The sequence below is a fragment of the Anaerosacchariphilus hominis genome (assembly GCF_014290175.1).
GTDB lineage: Bacteria > Bacillota > Clostridia > Lachnospirales > Lachnospiraceae > Laedolimicola > Laedolimicola hominis.
In genome coordinates, this window is sequence record NZ_JACOOR010000006.1 from 1 (window position 1) to 20,660 (window position 20,660).

At 48.9% G+C, this 20,660-nt stretch carries 22 protein-coding genes and 2 pseudogenes; 1 reads left to right on the top strand and 23 read right to left on the bottom strand.

Annotated elements, in window-relative coordinates:
* The 22 genes and pseudogenes from H8S44_RS10635 to H8S44_RS10740 all read right to left on the bottom strand — a co-directional run.
* A partial coding sequence (locus H8S44_RS10635) for a recombinase family protein (RefSeq protein ID WP_186872524.1) occupies positions 1–630 on the bottom strand: 630 nt, incomplete at its 3' end.
* A gap of 91 nt (positions 631–721) precedes the next feature.
* Positions 722–1,390 (bottom strand): annotated as a pseudogene (locus tag H8S44_RS10640) (VirD4-like conjugal transfer protein, CD1115 family); the annotation flags it as partial.
* Between the two features lie 85 nt (positions 1,391–1,475).
* The gene (locus H8S44_RS10645; protein ID WP_186872523.1) at positions 1,476–3,377 is read right to left on the bottom strand and encodes an AAA family ATPase; all 1,902 of its coding nucleotides are present in this window, start codon (positions 3,375–3,377) and stop codon (positions 1,476–1,478) included.
* Positions 3,378–3,392: 15 nt separating this feature from the next.
* On the bottom strand, positions 3,393–5,000 hold the full coding sequence (gene mobQ, locus H8S44_RS10650; protein ID WP_330593480.1) for a MobQ family relaxase: 1,608 nt from the start codon (positions 4,998–5,000) through the stop codon (positions 3,393–3,395).
* A 132-nt stretch (positions 5,001–5,132) separates the two neighbouring features.
* Entirely contained in the window at positions 5,133–5,429 is a 297-nt protein-coding gene (locus H8S44_RS10655) for a DUF3847 domain-containing protein (RefSeq protein WP_186872522.1), read from the bottom strand.
* 134 nt (positions 5,430–5,563) lie between these two features.
* The gene (locus H8S44_RS10660) at positions 5,564–6,016 is read right to left on the bottom strand and encodes a hypothetical protein (RefSeq protein WP_186872521.1); all 453 of its coding nucleotides are present in this window, start codon (positions 6,014–6,016) and stop codon (positions 5,564–5,566) included.
* Between the two features lie 82 nt (positions 6,017–6,098).
* Positions 6,099–6,395: a hypothetical protein gene (locus H8S44_RS10665; RefSeq protein WP_186872520.1), complete on the bottom strand. Its 297-nt coding sequence runs from the start codon at positions 6,393–6,395 to the stop codon at positions 6,099–6,101.
* Positions 6,396–6,529: 134 nt separating this feature from the next.
* Positions 6,530–6,745: a transposon-encoded TnpW family protein gene (locus H8S44_RS10670; protein WP_186872519.1), complete on the bottom strand. Its 216-nt coding sequence runs from the start codon at positions 6,743–6,745 to the stop codon at positions 6,530–6,532.
* 78 nt (positions 6,746–6,823) lie between these two features.
* Positions 6,824–8,674, bottom strand: a complete 1,851-nt coding sequence (locus H8S44_RS10675) for a recombinase family protein (protein ID WP_330593479.1) — start codon at positions 8,672–8,674, stop codon at positions 6,824–6,826.
* 56 nt (positions 8,675–8,730) lie between these two features.
* A pseudogene (locus H8S44_RS17025) lies at positions 8,731–9,030 on the bottom strand (recombinase); the annotation flags it as partial.
* Positions 9,027–9,500, bottom strand: a complete 474-nt coding sequence (locus H8S44_RS10685) for a PcfB family protein (RefSeq protein WP_006775667.1) — start codon at positions 9,498–9,500, stop codon at positions 9,027–9,029. The pseudogene H8S44_RS17025 and the gene H8S44_RS10685, both read right to left, overlap by 4 nt.
* Positions 9,501–9,536: 36 nt before the next feature.
* A complete protein-coding gene (locus H8S44_RS10690; protein ID WP_021748558.1) occupies positions 9,537–10,481 on the bottom strand; it encodes a DUF6017 domain-containing protein in 945 nt (314 codons plus the stop codon).
* Positions 10,482–10,609: 128 nt separating this feature from the next.
* On the bottom strand, positions 10,610–10,828 hold the full coding sequence (locus tag H8S44_RS10695) for a hypothetical protein (RefSeq protein ID WP_021748559.1): 219 nt from the start codon (positions 10,826–10,828) through the stop codon (positions 10,610–10,612).
* A 96-nt stretch (positions 10,829–10,924) separates the two neighbouring features.
* On the bottom strand, positions 10,925–11,272 hold the full coding sequence (locus H8S44_RS10700) for a DNA cytosine methyltransferase (RefSeq protein ID WP_186872517.1): 348 nt from the start codon (positions 11,270–11,272) through the stop codon (positions 10,925–10,927).
* Entirely contained in the window at positions 11,263–11,631 is a 369-nt protein-coding gene (locus H8S44_RS10705) for a SpoVG family protein (RefSeq protein ID WP_186872516.1), read from the bottom strand. Before H8S44_RS10705 ends, H8S44_RS10700 begins: the two co-directional genes overlap by 10 nt.
* A gap of 234 nt (positions 11,632–11,865) precedes the next feature.
* On the bottom strand, positions 11,866–12,039 hold the full coding sequence (locus H8S44_RS10710; RefSeq protein WP_186872515.1) for a hypothetical protein: 174 nt from the start codon (positions 12,037–12,039) through the stop codon (positions 11,866–11,868).
* Positions 12,040–12,483 carry a hypothetical protein gene (locus tag H8S44_RS10715; protein ID WP_186872514.1) on the bottom strand — a complete coding sequence of 148 codons (444 nt, stop codon included), beginning with the start codon at positions 12,481–12,483 and terminating at the stop codon, positions 12,040–12,042.
* A gap of 9 nt (positions 12,484–12,492) precedes the next feature.
* Positions 12,493–13,407 (bottom strand): ParM/StbA family protein, encoded by a 915-nt coding sequence (locus H8S44_RS10720; protein WP_186872513.1) that lies wholly within the window; start codon positions 13,405–13,407, stop codon positions 12,493–12,495.
* Between the two features lie 489 nt (positions 13,408–13,896).
* Complete coding sequence (locus H8S44_RS10725; protein ID WP_186872512.1) at positions 13,897–15,090, bottom strand: hypothetical protein; 1,194 nt, start codon at positions 15,088–15,090, stop codon at positions 13,897–13,899.
* 460 nt (positions 15,091–15,550) lie between these two features.
* On the bottom strand, positions 15,551–16,273 hold the full coding sequence (locus H8S44_RS10730) for an amino acid ABC transporter ATP-binding protein (protein WP_186872511.1): 723 nt from the start codon (positions 16,271–16,273) through the stop codon (positions 15,551–15,553).
* Entirely contained in the window at positions 16,260–16,982 is a 723-nt protein-coding gene (locus tag H8S44_RS10735; protein ID WP_186872510.1) for an amino acid ABC transporter permease, read from the bottom strand. The genes H8S44_RS10730 and H8S44_RS10735 overlap by 14 nt, the downstream gene beginning before the upstream one ends.
* A gap of 206 nt (positions 16,983–17,188) precedes the next feature.
* Positions 17,189–18,025 (bottom strand): ABC transporter substrate-binding protein, encoded by an 837-nt coding sequence (locus H8S44_RS10740; RefSeq protein WP_186872509.1) that lies wholly within the window; start codon positions 18,023–18,025, stop codon positions 17,189–17,191.
* A gap of 390 nt (positions 18,026–18,415) precedes the next feature.
* Here H8S44_RS10740 and H8S44_RS10745 point away from each other — a divergent pair, with 390 nt between their 5' ends.
* Positions 18,416–19,240 (top strand): undecaprenyl-diphosphate phosphatase, encoded by an 825-nt coding sequence (locus H8S44_RS10745; RefSeq protein WP_186872508.1) that lies wholly within the window; start codon positions 18,416–18,418, stop codon positions 19,238–19,240.
* 94 nt (positions 19,241–19,334) lie between these two features.
* Here the strand turns inward: H8S44_RS10745 and H8S44_RS10750 are convergent, their stop codons facing one another.
* Complete coding sequence (locus H8S44_RS10750) at positions 19,335–20,621, bottom strand: PLP-dependent aminotransferase family protein (protein ID WP_186872507.1); 1,287 nt, start codon at positions 20,619–20,621, stop codon at positions 19,335–19,337.
* Between the last annotated feature and the right edge of the window lie 39 nt (positions 20,622–20,660).

Genomic DNA, 20,660 nt, shown 5'->3' on the forward strand with positions numbered 1-20,660 from the left:
AATTTCAATCCGGTCTGTGGATAATTTGCAGGCGATCTGGTAAGGCCCATATCCCTCCAGCGTGAGGGAGAATATACGGCGTACCACTTCGGCAGCTTCCTCATCTACCAGCCAATGCTTCCGTTTTTCGTCCCATAAGTAGCCGTAAATCACGGTGCCTGTCAGGTGCTTACCGCTCATGCCTTTTGACTTAAACACAGAGCGGATTTTCCGGCTGGTGTCGCGGGCGTAAAACTCATTCATGATATTGCGGAAGGGCGTAAAATCATCGTCGCCTTTCAGACTGTCCACGCCATCGTTGATGGCAATTAACCGGACGCCGCGCTGCCGCAAAACCTCCATGACCTGACCGACCTTTAGATAGTCGCGCCCTAACCGGCTCATGTCCTTGATGACGATTGCCTCTACACGCCCTGCCTCCACTTCCTCCATCATCGCCAAAAATCCGGGGCGGTCAAAACGGGTGCCTGAGATACCATCATCGGTAAAGTGCGTAGGGTTTGGCAGCCCATTCCGGCGAGCAAAATCCTCTAACATCTGCTTTTGGTTGGATATGGAGTTGCTCTCACCCTGTAACTCGTCGTCCCGGCTCAAACGCTCGTACAGTGGGGTGATTTTTTCGTTTCTCATGGCTGTACCTCCTGAAATGAAAATGCTCTAAGTGACTGCTTCACTAACCATGACAAAAACCATGATTAAGAAGTCACTTAGAGCATATATCACCCGCCGCCAATTTGTATTTTTTATATTGCTTTACCGCGAAATGGTCGGGGCTGCGTTCTTCCAAATCGGCAAAGAGCAGATCAACGGGGCTTTGGTATTCCTCGTCGTCCTCGCGTGCTTCGCTTGCATTGATAAGTTCAAGCAGCGTTGTAAAGTTCATTTCCTCGGCGGGGGCTTCATACCAAATGTAGCCGATCAACGCGCAATATAGTAACCTCTCGGCTTTCACCCAAAAATCTTCCGCGCTCTTTTCTCCCTCGCCTTTGGTATTGACGATAAGGGTATTGACAACCTTTAACACGTCCTTTTCGCTGCGGATATAGACAAAGGGGTTATAGTGCATACTTTTCCGAAAGTTTATCGTGTTCAGTACCTTAATGCGGTAGCCTGCCCGTTGCAGCAGCTTTCCGCACTCGATTAGGACGGTGCCTTTCGGGTCGGTCAAGACGTAGGAAGAATGAAGCTGCATTAAATTAGGCTTTACGAAAAACCTTGTCTTGCCGCTGCCGCTGCCGCCGATCACCACGACGTTTTTATTTCTCGCGTATTTCGGCTGCTTCGGGCGGCTGTTCATGGTAAGGCGTTCGGTCTGCGTCAAAATGATGTTGTTCTGAAAATCCGGGTCGATATAGGGCTTTATATCTTCGGCGTTGCCCCATGAAGCGTTTTGTCAAGTGCTTTTTTGAGTTATTGACGCAAAATCTTGTGAAAGTGCGAAAGTGCAAAGTGCAAAGGGTCTGCGTTTTGCACTTTCAGCTTGCGGGTTCGGGCGGCTGCTTCTTCTTGATGAAGTTATACCATTGACCGCCGACACGCCTTGCGCCCAAAATGCTGCCCATGTTGCGCTTGGCGTTCTGTACCGTCCTCTCGGATATTCCGGCTTCGGCTGCGGCCTTTACAATGTCCTCGCTGGCAAGCTCTTTCCCGTCTGCAAGCAGGTCAAGTATCAGCTTCTCGGCTTGTTCGGTCTTGGTGGCGGTGTTCCCGCCCGCGCCGGATAGCAGCTCGTCGGCGGTTATGTCGTATTCGCCTATCCATGAAAAGCCTGTTTCCGGGTCAAGGCAAAAGGCAACGGGCTTGCCCTCCGGCGCAAGGGAAGATTTGTCATGGACGATAACACGCACATTCGGCTCCCGCTTCACGCGCCCGATCAGCAGGACGCTCCTTGCTGCGGCGCGGAAGTCGATAGAACCTAAGCCCCGGTATGCGCTCTGCCCTCCGGCAGCTTTGTTCAAGTGTCCGATAAGGATAACGGCGCACCCGGTACGCTCGGCAGCATCGGCAAGGCGGCGGAACATGGGGCGCACTTCGTTTGCCCTGTTCATATCGGTCTTTTCGCCCATATACGCCTGTATGGGGTCAAGGATAATCAACCGCGCCCCGTTCTGCGTGATTGCCTTTTCTATGCGCTCGTCGGAGAGGGTAAGCTCCCGCTTGGCTTCATCAATCACAAGCACGCGGTCAAGGTCGGCTTCGGCTTCTATCAAGCGGGGCTTGACGGTATCGCCCAGCCCGTCCTCGGCGGTCTGGTAAATCACTTGGAATGGCGGCAGGGGCTTCATTCCCGGCAGCGTTCCCCCGGTGGTGCAGGCAGCGGCAAGGCGTAGGGCAAAGGTGGTCTTGCCCTCGCCGGGGTTGCCTTGCACAATGGTTACTTTCCCGAAAGGGATATACGGCTCCCATAGCCATTCAACGGTCTGCGTGTCAACCTCGCTCATGCGGATAATCTCGACGGTTTCTTCCTGCGGCGGCTCTTTCAGGCCGTAAACTGCTTCCTGGATATACTTCCCGTCTGTGATTTCTGCCCGGTGCTGCAATACCTCGTTCCAGTCCTTAAACAGCGGCACAAGGCGGTGGACGGTCAAGCCCTCCGGCACAAGCTCCGCAAGGCGGCTGCAAGCGTCATTTCCGGCTTGGTCGCTGTCAAGGCAGAGGTAAACGGTTTTGATGTTCGGACGGTCAGAGAGGAAACGCAATAGGGCTTTTTCTCCCACGCCGCCCAATGACAAATAGCTCTGCTTCTGCCATGCCTTTTTGAACAGGCAGAGGAAAGAGAGCAGGTCAACGGGGGCTTCAAAGACAAAAAGCCTGTCGCCCTCGCCCCGGTAGCAGAAATTAAAGGCTTTGTCGCTGCCTTTCACATCAAGCCGGAAGTTTCCCGCCGTTCCCTTGCTGTGGGCGTAGCGCGGTATTCCGTCCTCGTCCCGCCCCACAAATACGGCGTTGTGGTGGGCTGCGTCCTCGTAAACATCGCCGCGGGCAAAGAAAAAGCCCGTCACATCTTCATCAATGCGGCGAGCTGCTGTGAGGTAGTTCCTCGCTGTTCGGTTGTCGCTGTTTGGGGGTGGTAGCCGGAAGTCGGAAAGGGACGCGGGGCAAGGTCTGTCCGGCGGCGGTGCGGCTCCCTTTTCTCCTGTGAGAAGTTCCACGGCTTCGGTGAAACTCTTGCCGAAAAACTCCATGATAAAATCAACGGGGCCGCCGCCCTTGCTCTGGCTGTGCCTGTACCATTTGTTTCCCCGGACGGTCAGGCTGTCGTGCCGTTTCCAGCGGTATTCATTCCCGGCGCGGGTAAGCTGCTCGCCCTGTGATTGCAGGAAAGAAACAAGGTCGGCTTGGTTCGCCCGGTCTATCTGTTCTTGGGTGTAATACAAAAATCTCAACTCCTTTCATCGTTCTAAGTCGTGCCGCTTGGTGCGGGTCTGCTCCGGCTGGTCGGCTTTCAGTGCAATATCAACGCACTTGCGGATATTGTGCAGTTCGGCAACCTCGGCGCGGGTTTCTTTCAGCTTGGTATATTCCGCTGTTCTCTGCCCGCTGAGAGTGGCGTACTCTTTTTCCCATTCAGAGATAGGCAAGGTCTTTGTCCCTTTCGGCAGATTTGCATGGAGATAGCGGCTCGCTGCGTTCCATAGGGTAAGCTCGGCGCGGTGGGCTTCCTCGTACTTGTCGCGCTTGCTCGTCCAGCCATTTTTCAGCTTTTTCAGCTCGTCGTGAATGGGCTTGTACTCGGTGTAGTTCTTCCCGTATTCAATCAGCTTTTGCAATTCTTTCATACGCTTCTCGGCGGTTTTCATGCCCTCCCGGATAGCGTCGGCTTGGTCGCTGACAGAGGAAAGGGCAGCGTCCAGCTCCGCAAGGGTGGAAATGCCATGCTCGGAAAGATAGTTGACCGCCTTTGCAACGGTTTTCAGTTCATCGGCGGCGTGCTGCCTTTGCCAACTCTGCGAATACTTCCGGCTCTTTTCTCTCTGAACGCTTAAATACTTCATCAGCAGATTTGCAAGGCCGGGGGATTGCGGGGGCTGCTCCGGGGCGGCTTCCCGCGCCTTGAACAGTTCGCCAATCCATTCTTTGAGCTTTCCAATCTGCGCCCGGATTTCCCGGATAAGGCGGTTTGCCTTTTGGATATTCCGGTTCAGCTCGCCTTTCTCGGTGGCTATGCCTTTCTTCTCCATTTGACAGGCCGCTACGCCCATGTGGACGGTGGGCAGCTCGTCAATGCCGCGCTCGGCGTTGCTGCGGTGGTCGATACGCTCCGGACTTCCGGCGCGTTCAAGGTAGGCGTTTGAAATATCCGCCCATGCCTTGCGCCACAAAAGCGCGTTGCCTTTGTCGTTCCAGCCTGTGAGGTCAACTTTGTGTGTCTTGTATCTGCCGCTTGGTAAGCGTATGCGCTCGCCGTTTTCGTCAAGGTCATATTCCTTTTTGGATTTCGCCGCCCAAGCGCCGCGCTCGTCAAGGGGGCGCATGGTAAGCATGATATGACAATGGGGGTTGCCGCTGTCGGTGTCGTGAATGGCAAAATCAACGCACATTCCTCTGGTAACAAATTGAGAGGAACAGTATTCCCGGACAAGCCGGATCTGTTCCTCTCTGGATAATTCTATGGGGAGTGCTGCGTCAATCTCTCTGGCAAGCTGGGCGTTCCCGGCTTTCTCGTAAAGCTCCACACTGTTCCATAGGGTAGCGCGGTCAGAGAAAGAGGGCGGGGCATGGGGCGGCAATAGGATTTCCGTATGGACAACGCCGCGCTTGCGGGTGTAGTCATGGGTCATTCCGTCCCATTCGTTTGTGATTTTCTCGCCGCTTCGGTAGGCGGCTGCGGCAACGGCTGACTTGCCTTTTCCTCGGCTCACAATGCCGATGTTACAATGGTAAATGGCTATGGGTATCACCTCCCGGATAGGATAATAAAACCCGCAAAAATAGTACAGACGCGCAAGCGGGTGTACTGTTTTTGTGGGTGTGCAGGGATAGCCGCGTAAGCGGCGCAAGGGGTGCAGCCCCTTGTTGCGGCAAAGCCGCCATATCGGAGCGCGGGGAAAGTTCCCTGTGCGGAGATAAAGCTCTCGGCAGAGCGCACACGCCCGCAAGGGTGTATAAGTGCGCCCTTTGTTCCAAAGGGATTATTCCGCGTTCCCGTCCCCGACCCGTTTTTTCAAAAACTCCTGTGCTGGCTCGCTCGTCAAGGCAAGCCGTAAAAAGGCTTTCGCTTCCTCGTCCGGCATGGCAATCAGCTCCGGCACAACGCTTTCCATGAAGCCGCCGCGCTTGCAAAGCCTGTGGTTTCTCGCCTTGCGTTCCTCGACGGACAACTTCTGCCGCAACATTTTTTCCCGATTCTCAAATTGCCGGATTTTCTTTTTCCCGTCCTCAATCTCGGCAGTCAATTCCTCGCGGGTTTTCTCTCTCGGTTTCGTCATGGCTGGTCGCTCCTTTCTGCTCATGGGCAAAAGAAAAGAGCAGCCGTTTTCTGTGCGAAAATAGCTGCTCTCGGTTGATGTATTCGGTTGTCTGAGCTGGCGGCAAACTTCCCGATAAATGGGAATTAGTCGGGCTACTTCGGCAATTCGCTTTCTTCAACTGGAACTGCTTCAAGGTCAATATTAGACCAATATGAGCCAATATCTGAACTTGTAAAGTATTCAAAATTACCTGTGGAAGATTTCAGCTTTCCGTTCTTGACCCCATTACCGACATAAATCAGTTCGTAGTTTGTCCCATCTGAAAGGTTAAATCGAAAACTGGTCACATCTGCTCCTGAGTATTCCTCGACTTGTTTGTCTTCCAATGATAAGTCCTCAAACATATTATACAAGTCTGTTATGTCCGTTTCTGCAACGACTACTTTCTTTTCCGCTGATACAGGTACTCCCGCATAGTGGTACATTTCAATATTTTCAACATCTCCAACTTCAAAAGGAAAGTCGATATTGACCGTTTCTCTGTTGCAGCCGACCAGCCCCATCATTAAAATCAGCAAGGCTATCAAACCTATCATTTTTTTCATATCATCGCACTCCTTTGTCAATACCGATTTGTCACGCTATTGTGTAAGGAAATTATATCATAAGATTGTGAACAAATCTACATCATTTCAGCCTGTCGGCGGCATTGTTCTCTCTGGCAAACTGCCGCGCCGCTTCCCGGCGTTCTTCACTGTATGGGGCGGTCAGACGGAAAGAGAAGCGGCCTTTCTCAATGTCAAACTCCATGCAGCCCGTTTCCGGGTCTGCGTTGGTCTGCTGGCAGATCGCCGGATAACGGCGGCTGTATGCAAGCAGACGCTTTTTCAAGGCGGTGTTGTGGGTGCGGATATGGATAAGGGGGTCTTTCTCGTCAAACCAAATATCGGTGGTCTTTTCCTGCTTGGTAAGTCCTGTTCTCATGCAAGCTCCTTTCTGCGCCCCTGTTACGCAATAGGGGCATTTTTCGGGTGTTTTCTCCGGCTCTTGACTTGGAGAAAACAGCGTTTTTGACGATAAAAACCGCCCGGAAGGGGAATGGTTCGTCGGGGCGGCTGTTATCGCAAGATTTCTGTTTTTTCCGGCTCTTGACCGTCAGACGCGGATAAACGCGAACTGTCGGCAAGTATCGTCTTGAGCAACTTGTCGCGGAATGTTTCTGTGCTGCTGTGATTGAAAAACAACTCCGCAACAATGGTCTGCCCGTTCCTCTGCGTCGTGATGATACTGTCGGGGTTCCGGGGCGCGGTGGGCGTCCCGTTCTGTTCTGCCATAGGCGGCTCCTTTCTCCGGGCGCAAAAAAGGGGATTCCCCGTAGTTGGAAAATCCCCTCTCGGCTGTCGGTATTCTGTTTACAGTGCGGGCTGTGCGGCGGCGGCCTGCGCCTTTCTCCTTGCCCGGTATTCCCGCGCCTTGATACGCTCGTACTCCCGCTGCTTTTCAAGGTTTCGCGCCCGGTACTCCCTTGAATACTGCCGGTGGTAGGCGCGGCTCTTTTCCTTTTTGGCTTCTTCGATTTCCTCCCGCATTTGCCGGATTTCCTGCTCTGTCGGCTCTGCAAGCTGCGTTACTTCGTTCTCAAACCTGCCGATATAGTTGAAATATATGCTGATATGCTGGATTGCGTATTTTGCCCTTTTCTGGTCGCGCTCATGCACTTCAATCCTGCTGATAAACTCGTTGAGAATGGCGGGGGTAAGGTCGGTAAAGGCGGCATGGCGTTCCGTCAGCTTCAAAAACTTCTGCGCCCGTCCTCCCGCGTTCTCAAAAGCGGATAGCTGCTCTTGCAGCCCCGCAAGCTCCGTTTTCAGTGTGTAGTATTCTTCCGAATATTTCTGCGACATTTGCTCGTAGCGGTCTTGCGGGATAGTGCCGAGGGCGTTGTCCTCATAGAGTTTATTCAGCACCTTGTCAATCTGTGCAAGGCGCGTCGTGATCTGCGGGATACGTTTCTGCTGTTTCTTGGTCTGGTCGGTCTGCTGCATGGCAAGGCTCTTTTTCACTAAGGCTTCAAACTCCGCCCGGTTGCTGATAGAGTAGTCCTCGATTTTCTTCAGCACTTCCGCGACGGTCTGCATGAGCAAGTCAGCGTCGATGATGTGCGGGGAATGGCACTTGGGGTTTTTGGCTTTCCCCTTGTGGTACTCGCTGCAATAGGCAACGTGCCGCTTGCTGCCGTACCTGTAATCTATGCGGATGTGCATTTTTGCGCCGCAATCCTTACAGAAAAGCAAGCCCGACAAAGGGTGAATTTCCCCGTCCCCGTTGGGGCGTTTGACGGGCGCGTTTTCCAAAATCCGCTGTGCGGTTTCAAAGTCGGCGCGGTCAATAATCGGCTCATGCACATTTTCGGTTATCTGCCATTGGCTCCGGTCTACATAGTGGTTCCGCTTATCGCGGAAATGCTTTGTTGTCTTAAAGTTGACTACATCGCCGCAATACTCCTGCCGCGTGAGGATATGGGTCAAGGTGGCTTTGTTCCACTTGTAGCGGTTATCCTCATTGAGCGCCTTGTTTTTACACGTTCCCCGTCCCCGGTCTTTCATGTAGAAAGTGGGGGTAGGGATTTGCTCCTGCGTCAGATATACGGCGATTTGGTTGCGGTTCTTCCCGCCGATAAACAGACGGAAAATAAGGCGCACAACCTCGGCGGCTTCCTCGTCGATTATCCAAAAATCCTTGTTGTCCGGGTCTTTCATATAGCCGTAGGGGGCTTCGGTGGCAATCGGCTTTCCGCTCATGCCTTTGGTCTTAATGCCCGTTTTCACTTTCTTGCTGATGTCCTTTGCGTACCACTCCGACATGATGTTGATAAAGGGGGCAAACTCCAATGTGTCGGGGTTTTCGCTGTCTATGCCGTTGTTGACTGCGATAAAGCGCACGTTGTTCCTGCGGAAAATCTCCATAGCGTTGCCGACTTGGAGATAGTCGCGCCCCCAGCGGGTCATGTCTTTCATAATACACACGCCGATTTTACCGTTTTCTACGTCCTCTATCATGCGTGAGTAAGCGGAGCGGTCGAAAAATCTGCCGCTTTCATCGTCGTCGATGTAGTGCCGGATATTCGTCAATTTTAGCTGTCTGGCGTAGCTTTCCAAAAACTTCTTCTGGTTCTGTATGGAGTTGCTTTCGCCGCCGTCCCTGTCCTCGTCGCCTACGGAAAGGCGGGAGTAAAGGGCTGTGATTTTGTTGTAATCATTCATGTGCATATCCTCCTGTGCGTCCATGTAGAGTTCTCTTACACTTAAGATTATGCACTCCAACGTGCGCTGCCGTATTCTGCGCCCTTGCGGTATTTGCGGGCATTTTTCCCTTTGAAATAGACAATCAGACGGATAACCACCGCGCCCACAATGCCAATAAGCAAATCCAACGGGTGAACGCTCGGCAAGGCATTTGAAAACGCTTCGGAAAATCCCTGTGTGATATTGAGTATCTTTTCGGAAATATCCGCGCCGGGGGCAAGCCGCACCGCCTGTCCCACCTTATCAAAGAGATAGACAAAGAACACATACGGGATATTCGGGATTATCAGCTTTTTGTAGTTTATCTGCTTCATATCTCGCGCCCCCTGTCTATTTTCTTTACCTTGTCGCGGGCGGCGTTAAGCTGCTTCGCCTTGTCCTTTGCTGCGGCAAGGGCTTTGCGGATAGAGGGCTTTTTATCCCTGTTCAGCTTCTTTGCGGAAAACTCTTGAAACGCTGCGGTCATAACGTCCGCGTCCCTGCCTTTGAAAAACACAAGGTAACGGGTCTGTTCGCCCTTAACCTTTTTCAGCGAAAAATCTATGTTGTATTTCTTCGCGGTACTCTCAAAGGCTTTGATATTGCTGTCGGTGATCTCGATGTTGGAAACCCCCGCATTTTGCTTCATAAGCTGCCGCATGGTCTGTTTCCCATGCGGTGCTTTGCTTTTCTGCTCCAAAAACTTCTTGATTGCTTTCTGTAACGCCTGTTCGGTAAGCCTTGCCGCGCCTTTTCCCACGTTGACGGATAGGGCAATCGTTTTTTGGGTTACTTCCTCCTGCAAGGTATCAACTCCTTTCCCGGTAAACTGCGGCTATGCTCATTTGCTGCCGTAAAAGTCGTGATTGACAAGGGCGGTATAGTAGCTGTCAATGGTACTCGGCGCGTTGAACAGCACCGCTTTTAGATACTGCTTGATGTTGCGGATTTTGGTTGTGTTCTCCCTCATGCAGTCCAAAACAAACTCAACGTGGCTGCTGTTCAGCTTCATAAACTTTGATTTGACAAGTTCGGCGGGGTAGTCGTCCCCGGCGATACGGATTGTCTTTCGGGCTGTGCAGACGGTTTCCAGCATGATTTCTACAATCTCGTCCAAACGGTCTTTATCCATTTTGGGGTCTTGAATGAGAATGTCATAGTCGATGTTTTCTTTGATGATTTCCCGATAAATCTCTATTGCACTGTTTGTTTTCGCTTCCGTTCTTTTCCTTTCCGGCGGCGCAGCCGCTTCGTCCTGCTCATAAGGCAAGGGATTTAGGGAATGGAAAGGAATGGAATGGGTACTTGATAGATCAGTAATTGATTGTTCTTTACTTGATATATCTTTATTTAATTGCGTTGGATTTTCCAACGTAGGTTTTTCCTGCGTAGGTTTTTCCAACGTTGGATTATCCAATGTTGGATTTTCCAATGTAGGTAAATCCAATATAGGCGGCTGTCCGCCGCTGGTAGCTGCTTCCGGCTCTCGCGGCTGCGGCTGCTCGTATATGACGTAATCTGCGCCCCGCAAGCGTCCCTTTTCGTCGCGCTCCCGGCTGCGCACGATATATCCGGCTTTTTCGAGTTCCTTTACCGCTTCGCGGATTGCGTCGATCTTCTCCCGGTTGATATGGGATAAGCCCGCAAGGGTATAATCCCAATCTTCGGGCAGCGAAAGCATTTGCGACAACAAGCCCTTTGCCTTTAAGGACAATTCCTTGTTTCGCAAGTGGTGGTTGCTCATAACGGTATATCCCGTATTTCGCTCCACTCTGAAAACTGCCATATTTCCTCACTTCCTCTCTTGGTATGCGTGGACAATTAGAAAGCCGTTTTCGGCTGTTTTGGTATTGCAATATGCCCTTTGCCGTTTTCGCGTCTGCAAAGCCGCATGGCACAAGGGCTTTTGCCCGTCTATTTGTCCATGCTGGCGTGCGTTTTCCGCGTCCTTTTGCCGGGGCAATAGGGACACTCTTTGAAAACGCAAAACTCATATTTCCATTGTGGGCGGTAGAAACGGCAAGTACCGCAATCTTCATCATCTCCGGCACAACCGGATTGATAGCGGTCAAATCCCGGCTTCTGCTGCATGATCAGTTCAAACGCCCGCTGCTTGCCCTTTGTGAAATACATTCCGGCTGCGCCTCCTTTCCTGCGGGCATAAAAAAACGGCGTTACTTTCTCCCCAAAAGGGGTTAAGGTAACGCCGCTTGTGTGCGTATTCAGTTTTTAACACATTCCCTGTCTATCCGCTGTCCGCAAAACCATTGATTTTATTAGCTTTTTGCCGCTATCGCTATCACACCTCATTATTTTCCCGGCCAGTCCCTCCCTGTCCCCTGCCGTAGACAGGTTCTGACAGGGAGAACCGAAGGTGAGGATATCCACCGGCGCCAATTCCGCACCGTTCAGCTTTGTGATATCCCCCAGTTGCTTCATTCCCGGGAAATGTCGTCTGGTGATGGACACCGGGGCTTTCTCAATCTCACTGGCCCAAGCCGGTGTAATACCACAGTTCACCGCCGCCAGCGGAAAGACCCCGATCCCATCAAACAGGCTGCCGAGCTTTAACGGCATCCACGGCCTCCGGAGGTATTCGCTCTGTTGTAGTTATTCTTCCGTTCCTGCTCCCTTCCCTGTCCCGGCTTCGTCTTTGTCTGGTTTCGGTACTCCGCCAGGATATCACCGTAGAGCTGCTCCCGGAACTCCTTGGTCACCGGATAGCAGATATCCTGATACTGGGGCTGATTCTTTTCATCAACCCGGCGGGTCTTGTAATTTGGCATACTGATAAAAGGTTCCCCGGTCGCGCGATTTTCCAGAATCGCGATATTGCCCACCTTAAAAGCGCCATCAAAGGTCACGCTTGCGTAAGCCCTGACTGCACTCTCCGGATTCGTTGTTCTTACCTCATTTACCTGTACTGTATAATTCATATGATCCTCCTTGTCTGTACGTTTCCTACTTCACACACCTTCTCTCTTCAGAAATCATTTACAAATAAAAAAGCAGCCAGCTTATAGCCAACCGCTTCATCCAGCCTTTCCCCGGCTTGTCACGTATATACCTCATTTTTCCTCCTTTACCCCACAGAACCTGACACCTGCAGCCCCTTACGGGACTTTATAATACAAAAAGCGCCTCCGAAGAAGCGCTTTCTCTACTTATCTCTATGGTTCCACAGCACTGATAAGAATCAGCACCATTCTGGCAAGTGTTAAGAACAATACAAAAAATATCTTTGCCGCCGTTACCGCGATTACCCATACAAAAATCGCAATCCACAGAGATACCTTTCCGATTCCACAAAAACCTTTTCCGATTGTCTCAAGTACCGATTTCATTTAAATCTCTCCCATCCATCTGCATGCCAGATTGCCTACTACAGAGTTTTCCCCCTCTGTGTCATTTTCCAGTTCCATTTCGTCCGTCTGACCCGTCAATGCCTTTATCTGACCGGTCATCGGATTCTGTGCGCCTGCCGCATACTGTCCCAGCAGTTTCAGAAGTTCATTCCTCATCTCTTCCAGCAGTTCCCCACGCAACTCCTTTTTTATCTGCTCCAGTTCCTCTGCCGTGATGTATCGCTGCTGTTCGGCCTGCTCCTGCTGGGTCAACATATCTTTTCCGCTATGTTCAATGTAGAACTGCAGCGCGTCTACCAGAAACTGATTCTGGGATTTATAAATATATTTGTCCAGACTGGTCAGTATCTGGTAGATCTCGGCCTGCTTCGGCTCTTCCATATTGAGTCTGAGCGTCATTTTCCGAATCGTTGATAAACTCATGTCTGCTCCTTATCTGCGCATCTGCCGGAGCGCCGTATAGGTGAGATATTCATATCCCCTTGCATTGGCCTTGATATCCAGATTGTAAGTCACATTTCCCTGCTGTATCGGGCCATAATTTTTCATTACGACAGCCCCACCTCCTACGAAAATCAATGGTGTAGTCTGAAGATTATAGCCGTGTTCCCGAATCGAATGATAAATCTGCCCCATGAAAGTCCGAACCTCATTTTCAATGATTCTGGTATAATCTCCATTCAACCCGCTACGCTCCATCCGCATCACTGCCTGAATATCGCTTTCATCTACCTCTCCATTCAACTGCCGGACACACTGTTCATTGATGGATCGCATACAGGTAATCAACCCTCTCTGTAACGTAGAGCATCTGGGCTCGTCCGGCTCTTCATCGACTACCGGCATCATATCAATCGTCCAGCTTCCAATGTCTACCACCAGCACCTTTCGCTTATAGGTGCTAAGCTTATCTGCAACCGCCGCATAACACTGGGGAAACACAAAAGCATTCAAAACCTCTATCCGATATTCTTCTTTTTCAAACTGATATTTTACATTCCTTCTGGCTGTCAGATATCGAATGAAATCTGCACGCTCCTGTCCAAATCGTGTCAGCGGGAGCCCTACAGCCAGATATACCTTTGCCTCTCGTTTTCCTCGGCTTTTCAATTCTTTGGCGATGGCCGCCAGCGTCAGAAGAAAAAAGTTATCATTCTTCGTTTTTACATCCTGGACTTCAAGCCGGGTGCCGCCTATCTTATAGAATTTTCCACCGAATTCCAGCAGATTTTTCGTAAAGGCCGGTTCCGTCGCTATCTCTTCCACACCGGTCACAAACACATGAGAAATCGTCTTCATATACGACCAGCCATGATCAATCCCGATAACCTCGATTCCTTTGTACATCCTTCCTTATCCCTCCATTTCATATTTTCCATGTAAGTACACGCTTGTTCCTCTTCGCCCCGTGTACGTGGGAGTTACTGGCAACCCTGCCGCATGACATCCTCTGATGTTCACAAGACCGGTATTCTATATACCGCTCGTCCCCTCTGCTGCTTATTTCGAGGGCCAGGAAACCACTTCAAGCTCCCTTCGTGAGTTATTATCCTTCCGCCGTAATCAATCCAATCTGTACCTGCTCCATCTTCACCTCTCGGTCCATCAACTCTCCTCGCAGGCCCCGCTGATATTCTGCCGAATATACACCGGAATTTTCCATGCTGTAACTGCTATTCAGTTGTCTGTGAACAGGTTTTTGCTGTTCCTGATATAATCATAAATGATGTTTGGGGATTTGTCCTCGGCCTAAAAAGGCGAGTTTGAAGAAATTTTAAACTAAATAGTAATGCCCTCAGGTATATACATCCTTGAGGGCATCTAAATATCTATATACTATTTTAATATTTCCGTTACCACTTTTCTGTAAATATAGGTAACATAATCAAATAAATTTATATTTACACTAGCTACTGGGAATAAAATTTTATTACCATCTTTTGGACTCAGTAATGGCACACAATGACCACAATAAAATTCATTTGTGCTAGGATATCCTTCGTGTAAGAAAGCCGAGCGCTTTGCATAACAATCGTCTTTTATTTCTTTTGCTATCTCCTCTGGAAGATATCTATAGCACAAATCACCCACCTTTTTTCTGATTGAATATATTAAATTTCCACACTCTTTACAATGCTCTACTTTCCTCTCCTCTATATTTGCCAAAGGCTCTAACGAAGAAACCATAAATGCGTTTATTAAATCTACATATCCGGGCATACTCCAATGTTCATCACCTTGTAATAATACATTTATCATTTTTTTACTGCAAAATATTTCCTGAGAAGAATTTAGTAATAATCTAATTTTTCTTTCGTATGCATCTTTATTCAATACTATTTTAAATATGTCAAAGAATTCCTTTCTTAACGACATAACTTTATTTTTCTCATCGATAAATTCTTCATCTATATTAACCCAGTCTTCATTTGGTTCTTCCCATTCATTATCCTTTACTTCTAGTTTTTCATCACTATACATTATTCTTTTGCATTTGAAAATTAAATTTGTATATGCACACAGTAAGTGCATCAAATAATTAACTTTCTGCATTTTAACATATTCTAAATCAAATAACCCAAATGCATATACAGGGAAGTTGATATATGTCCAATTATCCTCTTCTCCTATATCCGAATTCACTGATTTCACTTGTATTCCATTTTTACACATACTACAAAAAGATACATCCTCTGTATTAAATACAGCCGTTATTCGATATTCCTTCATATCTGTGTGATTTCTTTTTGCACATGCCAGCGCTTCTTCTATTTGTTTTTTACTTTCCTCTGAATCTGTTTTTATATAAACTTTGCTAATCCTCCCTTTTTGAACATATTCGATCCACATTTCCCCAAATGTAGCCATGCCAACATAAATTACTCTTTCTTTCCTATGTGGCTGAAAATTCCATGCTACTTTTATATATTTTGATATTTCATCATAAAATTTTCTCAAAAACAAATTACTCTCTTCACAATCCTTCAAACATACTTCAAATTTTATATCCGCTTTTTCCCATTCCCTCATTAGACTTCTCCTTACTCTTCAAAACATTTCAAATACTTACTCTTTCACTACTACATATCAAGTATACTACAATCTTATATTATGAGCCACGCCTCTCTACATTTTTATAACTAATCTACCTTTTACACTTTTCTCCGTTCCGAGGTTTTTTAAGGCAATTGTCGTCAAATTGTCGTCAAACGGCCAAAAATGGGCAAAAAAAAGGATCTTCCTTCTTCGGAAAACCCAGTAAATACGAGGGAGTGGGGGCTTCCTCCCGGAAGTCCCCGAGTGTTATGAATGAAATACTGATATGTGTTCTTGCTACATTTAATACTATAGCAGGGAATTGTGACGAAGATATGTCCAGCCTCTAAAAAATATATAAAGTCAATTAAGAAATTCTTATGAAAGAATGATGAAAACAAAAAGGCCACTCTCCGGCCAGATATTCCGGCGCAGAGCGTGGTCTTGCTGTTCTTTACAGTACTTTGGACAGGAAATCCTGAAGTCTCGGATCCTGCGGATGCTCGAAGAAATCCTTCGGGTTATTCTCCTCTTTGATGTAACCGCCGTCCATGAATACCACACGGGTAGCTACCTCGCGGGCAAAGCCCATCTCGTGGGTCACGACCACCATGGTCATACCATCGTCTGCCAGCTTCTTCATCAGTTCCAAAACCTCGCCTACCATCTCCGGATCCAGGGCAGACGTGGGCTCGTCAAAGAGCATCACTTCCGGATCCATGGCCAGGGAGCGCACGATGGCGATTCGCTGCTTCTGACCACCGGAAAGCTGGGAAGGATAGGAATCTGCTTTTTCTTCCAGATTTACCAGCTTCAGAAGGCGCAGAGCCTCTGCCTCTGCTTCCGCCTTGGTCTTCAGCTTCAACTGTACCGGAGCCAGCATAATATTTTCCTTTACCGTCAGATTAGCAAACAGATTGAAATGCTGGAACACCATACCCATACGGCGGCGGATCTTATTCACATCCACGCCCGGGGCTGTGATATCCTGTCCGTCGAAGGTGATGGTTCCGCCGGTGGGCTGCTCCAGAAGATTCAGGCAGCGTAAAAATGTGGATTTACCGGAACCGGAGGGCCCTACGATAACCACCTTCTCGCCCGGTGTAATATGCATATTAATATTCTTAATGACATGATTGTCGCCAAATGATTTGGCCAGATCCTTAACGTAAATCACTCTGTCTCATTCTCCTTTCCAGTTTACCCATCAGCCAGGACAAACCCAGTACCATCACCAGATACATGGCTGCGATGGCAAAGAACGGCACAAAGGCCTGATAAGTCTTAGACTGAATAATCAGAGCGCCTTTGGTCAGGTCACGAAGTCCGATAACCGTCACGACGGATGTCTCCTTTAACAGGGTAATCAGCTCATTTCCCAGGGCAGGCAGTACGTTTTTAAAAGCCTGGGGAATAATGACACAGCGCATCGTCGTCGCATAGGTCAGACCAACAGAACGTCCTGCCTCCATCTGACCCTTGTCGATGGACATGATACCGGAACGGATGATCTCGGCCACATAGGCTCCAGAGTTGATACCAAAAGCCAGAATTGCGCAGCGAATCATATTGCCATCGGTAGCACGGGCGCTGGCCCAGACTACGAACCACATAATCAGAAGCTGTACCATCATGGGTGTTCCACGGATTACAGTCAGATAAATCTGACAAATCAGGTTCGCAAGCCGCAGGAATATATTTTTCTTGCGCTCAGGCTGCTGATCATGGGCAGAGCGGATAATCGCTATAATAACACCAAGAATCACTCCCAGAATCAGGGCAAATACCGTTACGATCAACGTGGTCTGGATGCCCTTGATAAAATACTGATAGTTGTCATCCAGGATAAATGTCTGGTAGAGACCTTTCTTTAAGCCTTCTAACATATTTCTACTCTCCTCTGTCTGTATTTCTTTTGTATGAACAGTTTCTCTTATTCTATAACGTAGAAATATAAAAAGCAATTTATTTTCCGGAAATTGCCTCTTATATTTCTACGCTATCTTTCTGCTTCGCAAAAATACGGAGGTGTCCGGTTACCTGAACACCTCCGTCGTGCTCTCAGACGTTTGTACGTCTGCTTTTCTTCTGCCTACTCAGCTTTGATATACTTGTCAAGGATTCCCTGGATAGTTCCGTCATCCTTCAGCTCCTGCAGTGCCTTGTTCAGAGCTGCGGTCAGTGCCGGGTTGTCCTTGGAAACTGCTGCCGCATAGTTCTCTACTACATACTCGGTATCCAGAATCTTCAGTCCATCATTTGCCTCTACAAATTCTTCTGCCGGCTGCTGGTCGATAACTACACAGTCTACCTTATCCTGAAGCAGAGCCTGTACAGCGGTTGCGCCGTTAGTGTAAGCAATTACGTGATCCTCGCCATAATCATCAGAGCAGTACAGATGTCCGGTAGTTCCCTCCTGAACACCGATGATCTTGTCGTTTGCCAGGTCATCTACGCTGGCGATATCAGAACCATCCTTTACGATGATAACCTGTACACCTGTAGCATAGGAATCTGTAAAGTCTACATTCTGCTTTCTTTCCTCCGTAACAGTCATACCTGCCAGGGAGATATCAACCTTGCCGGCCTGGATAGCGGTAATCAGAGAAGCGAAATCCATATCCAGAATCTCAAGCTTCAGTCCCAGCTTATCTGCCAGTGCCTGTGCAATCTCTGCGTCGATACCTACAACCTGGTCTCCCTCTTTGTACTCGTACGGCGGGAATGCCGCATTGGTTCCCATGGTCAGAACGCCATCTGCTACGGTAGTAAACTCTCCGTCTGCTGCATCGGCATCTGCTGCTGCATCGGTACTTTCCGTGGTTTCTGCCGCTGTCGTATCAGCTGTGTCATCTGCTTTTTTGGATCCGCAGGCTGCCAGTGATACACACATAGCGCCTACTAATAATGCTGCAATAAACTTCTTCATAACTTATTTCCTCCTGTTTCAAACTTGTTTCTGTTAAAACCTGTCTCTTATTATAGCGCCATTTTCGAAAAATGCAAGACCTAAATTGCATAATTTTTAATGCTTTATGCAGTTTTTAGTGTTTTTATGTATAAATATGCATTTTACCATGCATATTTCATTGTTTCCTGCATATTTCATTCTCCTTTTCCGTTTTCCCGCTTCTCTCCTGACCGCCCGGCGGGAAAATTTCTATACTTTTTTCCCCAGATTCTTTCTATTTTCTCTCCGAGAGCGAAACTCTTTCTTAATTTTTTCTCCTGTCATTGACATAAAGGGTCAGTATGTTATACTGAAATCCGAATCTTTCCTCATATAACATAAGAGGATAGGGAATAAGGAGTATTTACTATGAATGTGATTGAATGGTTGAAGGTTCTTCTGCTGGGTATCGTGGAGGGCATCACGGAATGGCTTCCCATCAGCAGTACCGGACATATGATTCTGGTCGATGAATTTATCCATCTGAACGTCAGCGACGCTTTTATGGAAATGTTTCTGGTAGTCATTCAGCTGGGGGCGATTCTGGCCGTGGTAGTTCTGTACTTTGGCAAACTTTGGCCCTTTACCACTCCCTCTAAGGGATGGATCAAAAAGGATACCTGGTCCCTCTGGTTCAAAGTGCTGGTGGCCGTGCTTCCGGCCGCTCTGATCGGTCTTCCTTTTGATGACAAAATCGATGAGCTTTTTTATAATTACCGGACTGTAGCCTTTACACTGATCCTCTATGGTGTACTGTTTATTATCATTGAACGATATAATAAGGGACGCCGTCCCCGGGTGAACTCCTTTCAAAAGCTCACCTATCCCATGGCTCTCTTTATTGGCGTATTTCAGGTGCTGGCCCTGATTCCCGGCACTTCCCGTTCCGGCGCTACGATCCTGGGCGCTATGCTTTTAGGAACGTCCCGGTATATCGCGGCCGAGTTCAGTTTCTTTCTGGCGGTTCCGGTCATGTTCGGTGCCAGCCTCTTAAAGCTGGTGAAGTTCGGTTTTCATTTTACCGGAACGGAAGCGGCCATTCTCATCGTGGGTATGGTTTCTGCTTTCCTGGTATCCGTGCTGGCTATCAAGTTCCTGATGGGCTATATCAAAAAAAATGACTTCACTGCCTTCGGATATTATCGCATCATCCTGGGTGTGCTGGTCATCGGTTATTTCCTGTTTTTCAATTAAAACTGCAGCTGCTGGATAATGAATGCAATGCAGCGTGCAAAAGGGGTCACGGCTTTACCGCCGTGGCCCCTTACTGACTCTTTCTAATTCTCTACTATTTACTTTCCAACAGCTTGTCCACGCTTACCAGCTTCACGCAAAGCACAAACAGGTCTGCAGCTGCAGCCAGCTCATCCTTTGTGGGGAAGGAGGGTGCGATACGGATATTGCTGTCCTTCGGATCCCTGTGATACGGGTAGGTAGCACCTGCGCCTGTCATGACAACACCTGCCTCCTTACACTTGGCTACGATGGCTTTTGCACAGCCTTCCATAGCATCAAAGGAAATGAAATAACCGCCCTTGGGACGAATCCAGCTTCCAATCTCCAGGCCGCCCAGCTCTCTGTCCAGAGTGTCCAGGACTGCTTCAAACTTCGGGCGGAGGATTTCTGCATGCTTCCGCATATGCTCATGGATGCCATTGATATCCTTGAAAAACCGTACATGACGGAGCTGATTTACCTTGTCATGTCCGATGGTCTGAATGGTCAGCTGCTTCTTGATATCCTGCAGGTTATTCGGGGATGTGGCGATACAAGCCACGCCGGATCCCGGGAAAGTAATCTTTGATGTGGAACAGAACTTGTATACCAAATCCGGATTACCCGCTTTCTCGCACTCGCCCAGAATCTCAATCAGGAAATCCTGATCGTCATCATACAGGTGATGCACGCAGTAAGCATTATCCCAGAAAATTCGGAAGTCCTCTGCTGCCGGCTTCAATCTGGCAAAACGACGCACCGTCTCGTCAGAGTAGGTAATTCCCTGGGGATTGGAGTACTTCGGTACGCACCAGATACCCTTAATGGCCGGATCCTTACTTACCAGTTCCTCTACCATATCCATATCCGGACCCGTGGGTGTCATGGGCACATTGATCATCTCGATGCCGAAAGACTCGGTGATGGCAAAATGGCGGTCATAGCCCGGCACCGGACACAGGAACTTTACCTTATCCAGCTTGCACCATGGGGTGTGCCCCATAACACCGTGGAGCATGGCTCTGGCCACGGTATCGTACATGACGTTCAGGCTGGAGTTTCCGTAAATAATAATCTTATCCGGAGATACCTCTGACATCTCACCCAGAAGCTCTTTTGCCTCTCTTACGCCGTCCAGGACGCCGTAATTCCGGCAGTCTACGCCCTCTGAATCTTTCAGATTCGCTTCGCTGTTCAGCACATCCATCATTCCCATGGACAGATCCAGCTGATCGGCGCTGGGCTTTCCGCGGGACATATCCAGATGCAGATTCTTTGCCTGCGCTTCTCTGTATCTGGCTTCCAGTTCAGTCTTCAGCTGCAGGAGTTCCTCTTTGCTCAGTTCACGGTATGGTTTCATAATCTTCCTCCTCTTTGCCTGACGTCGGTAAACAGACGT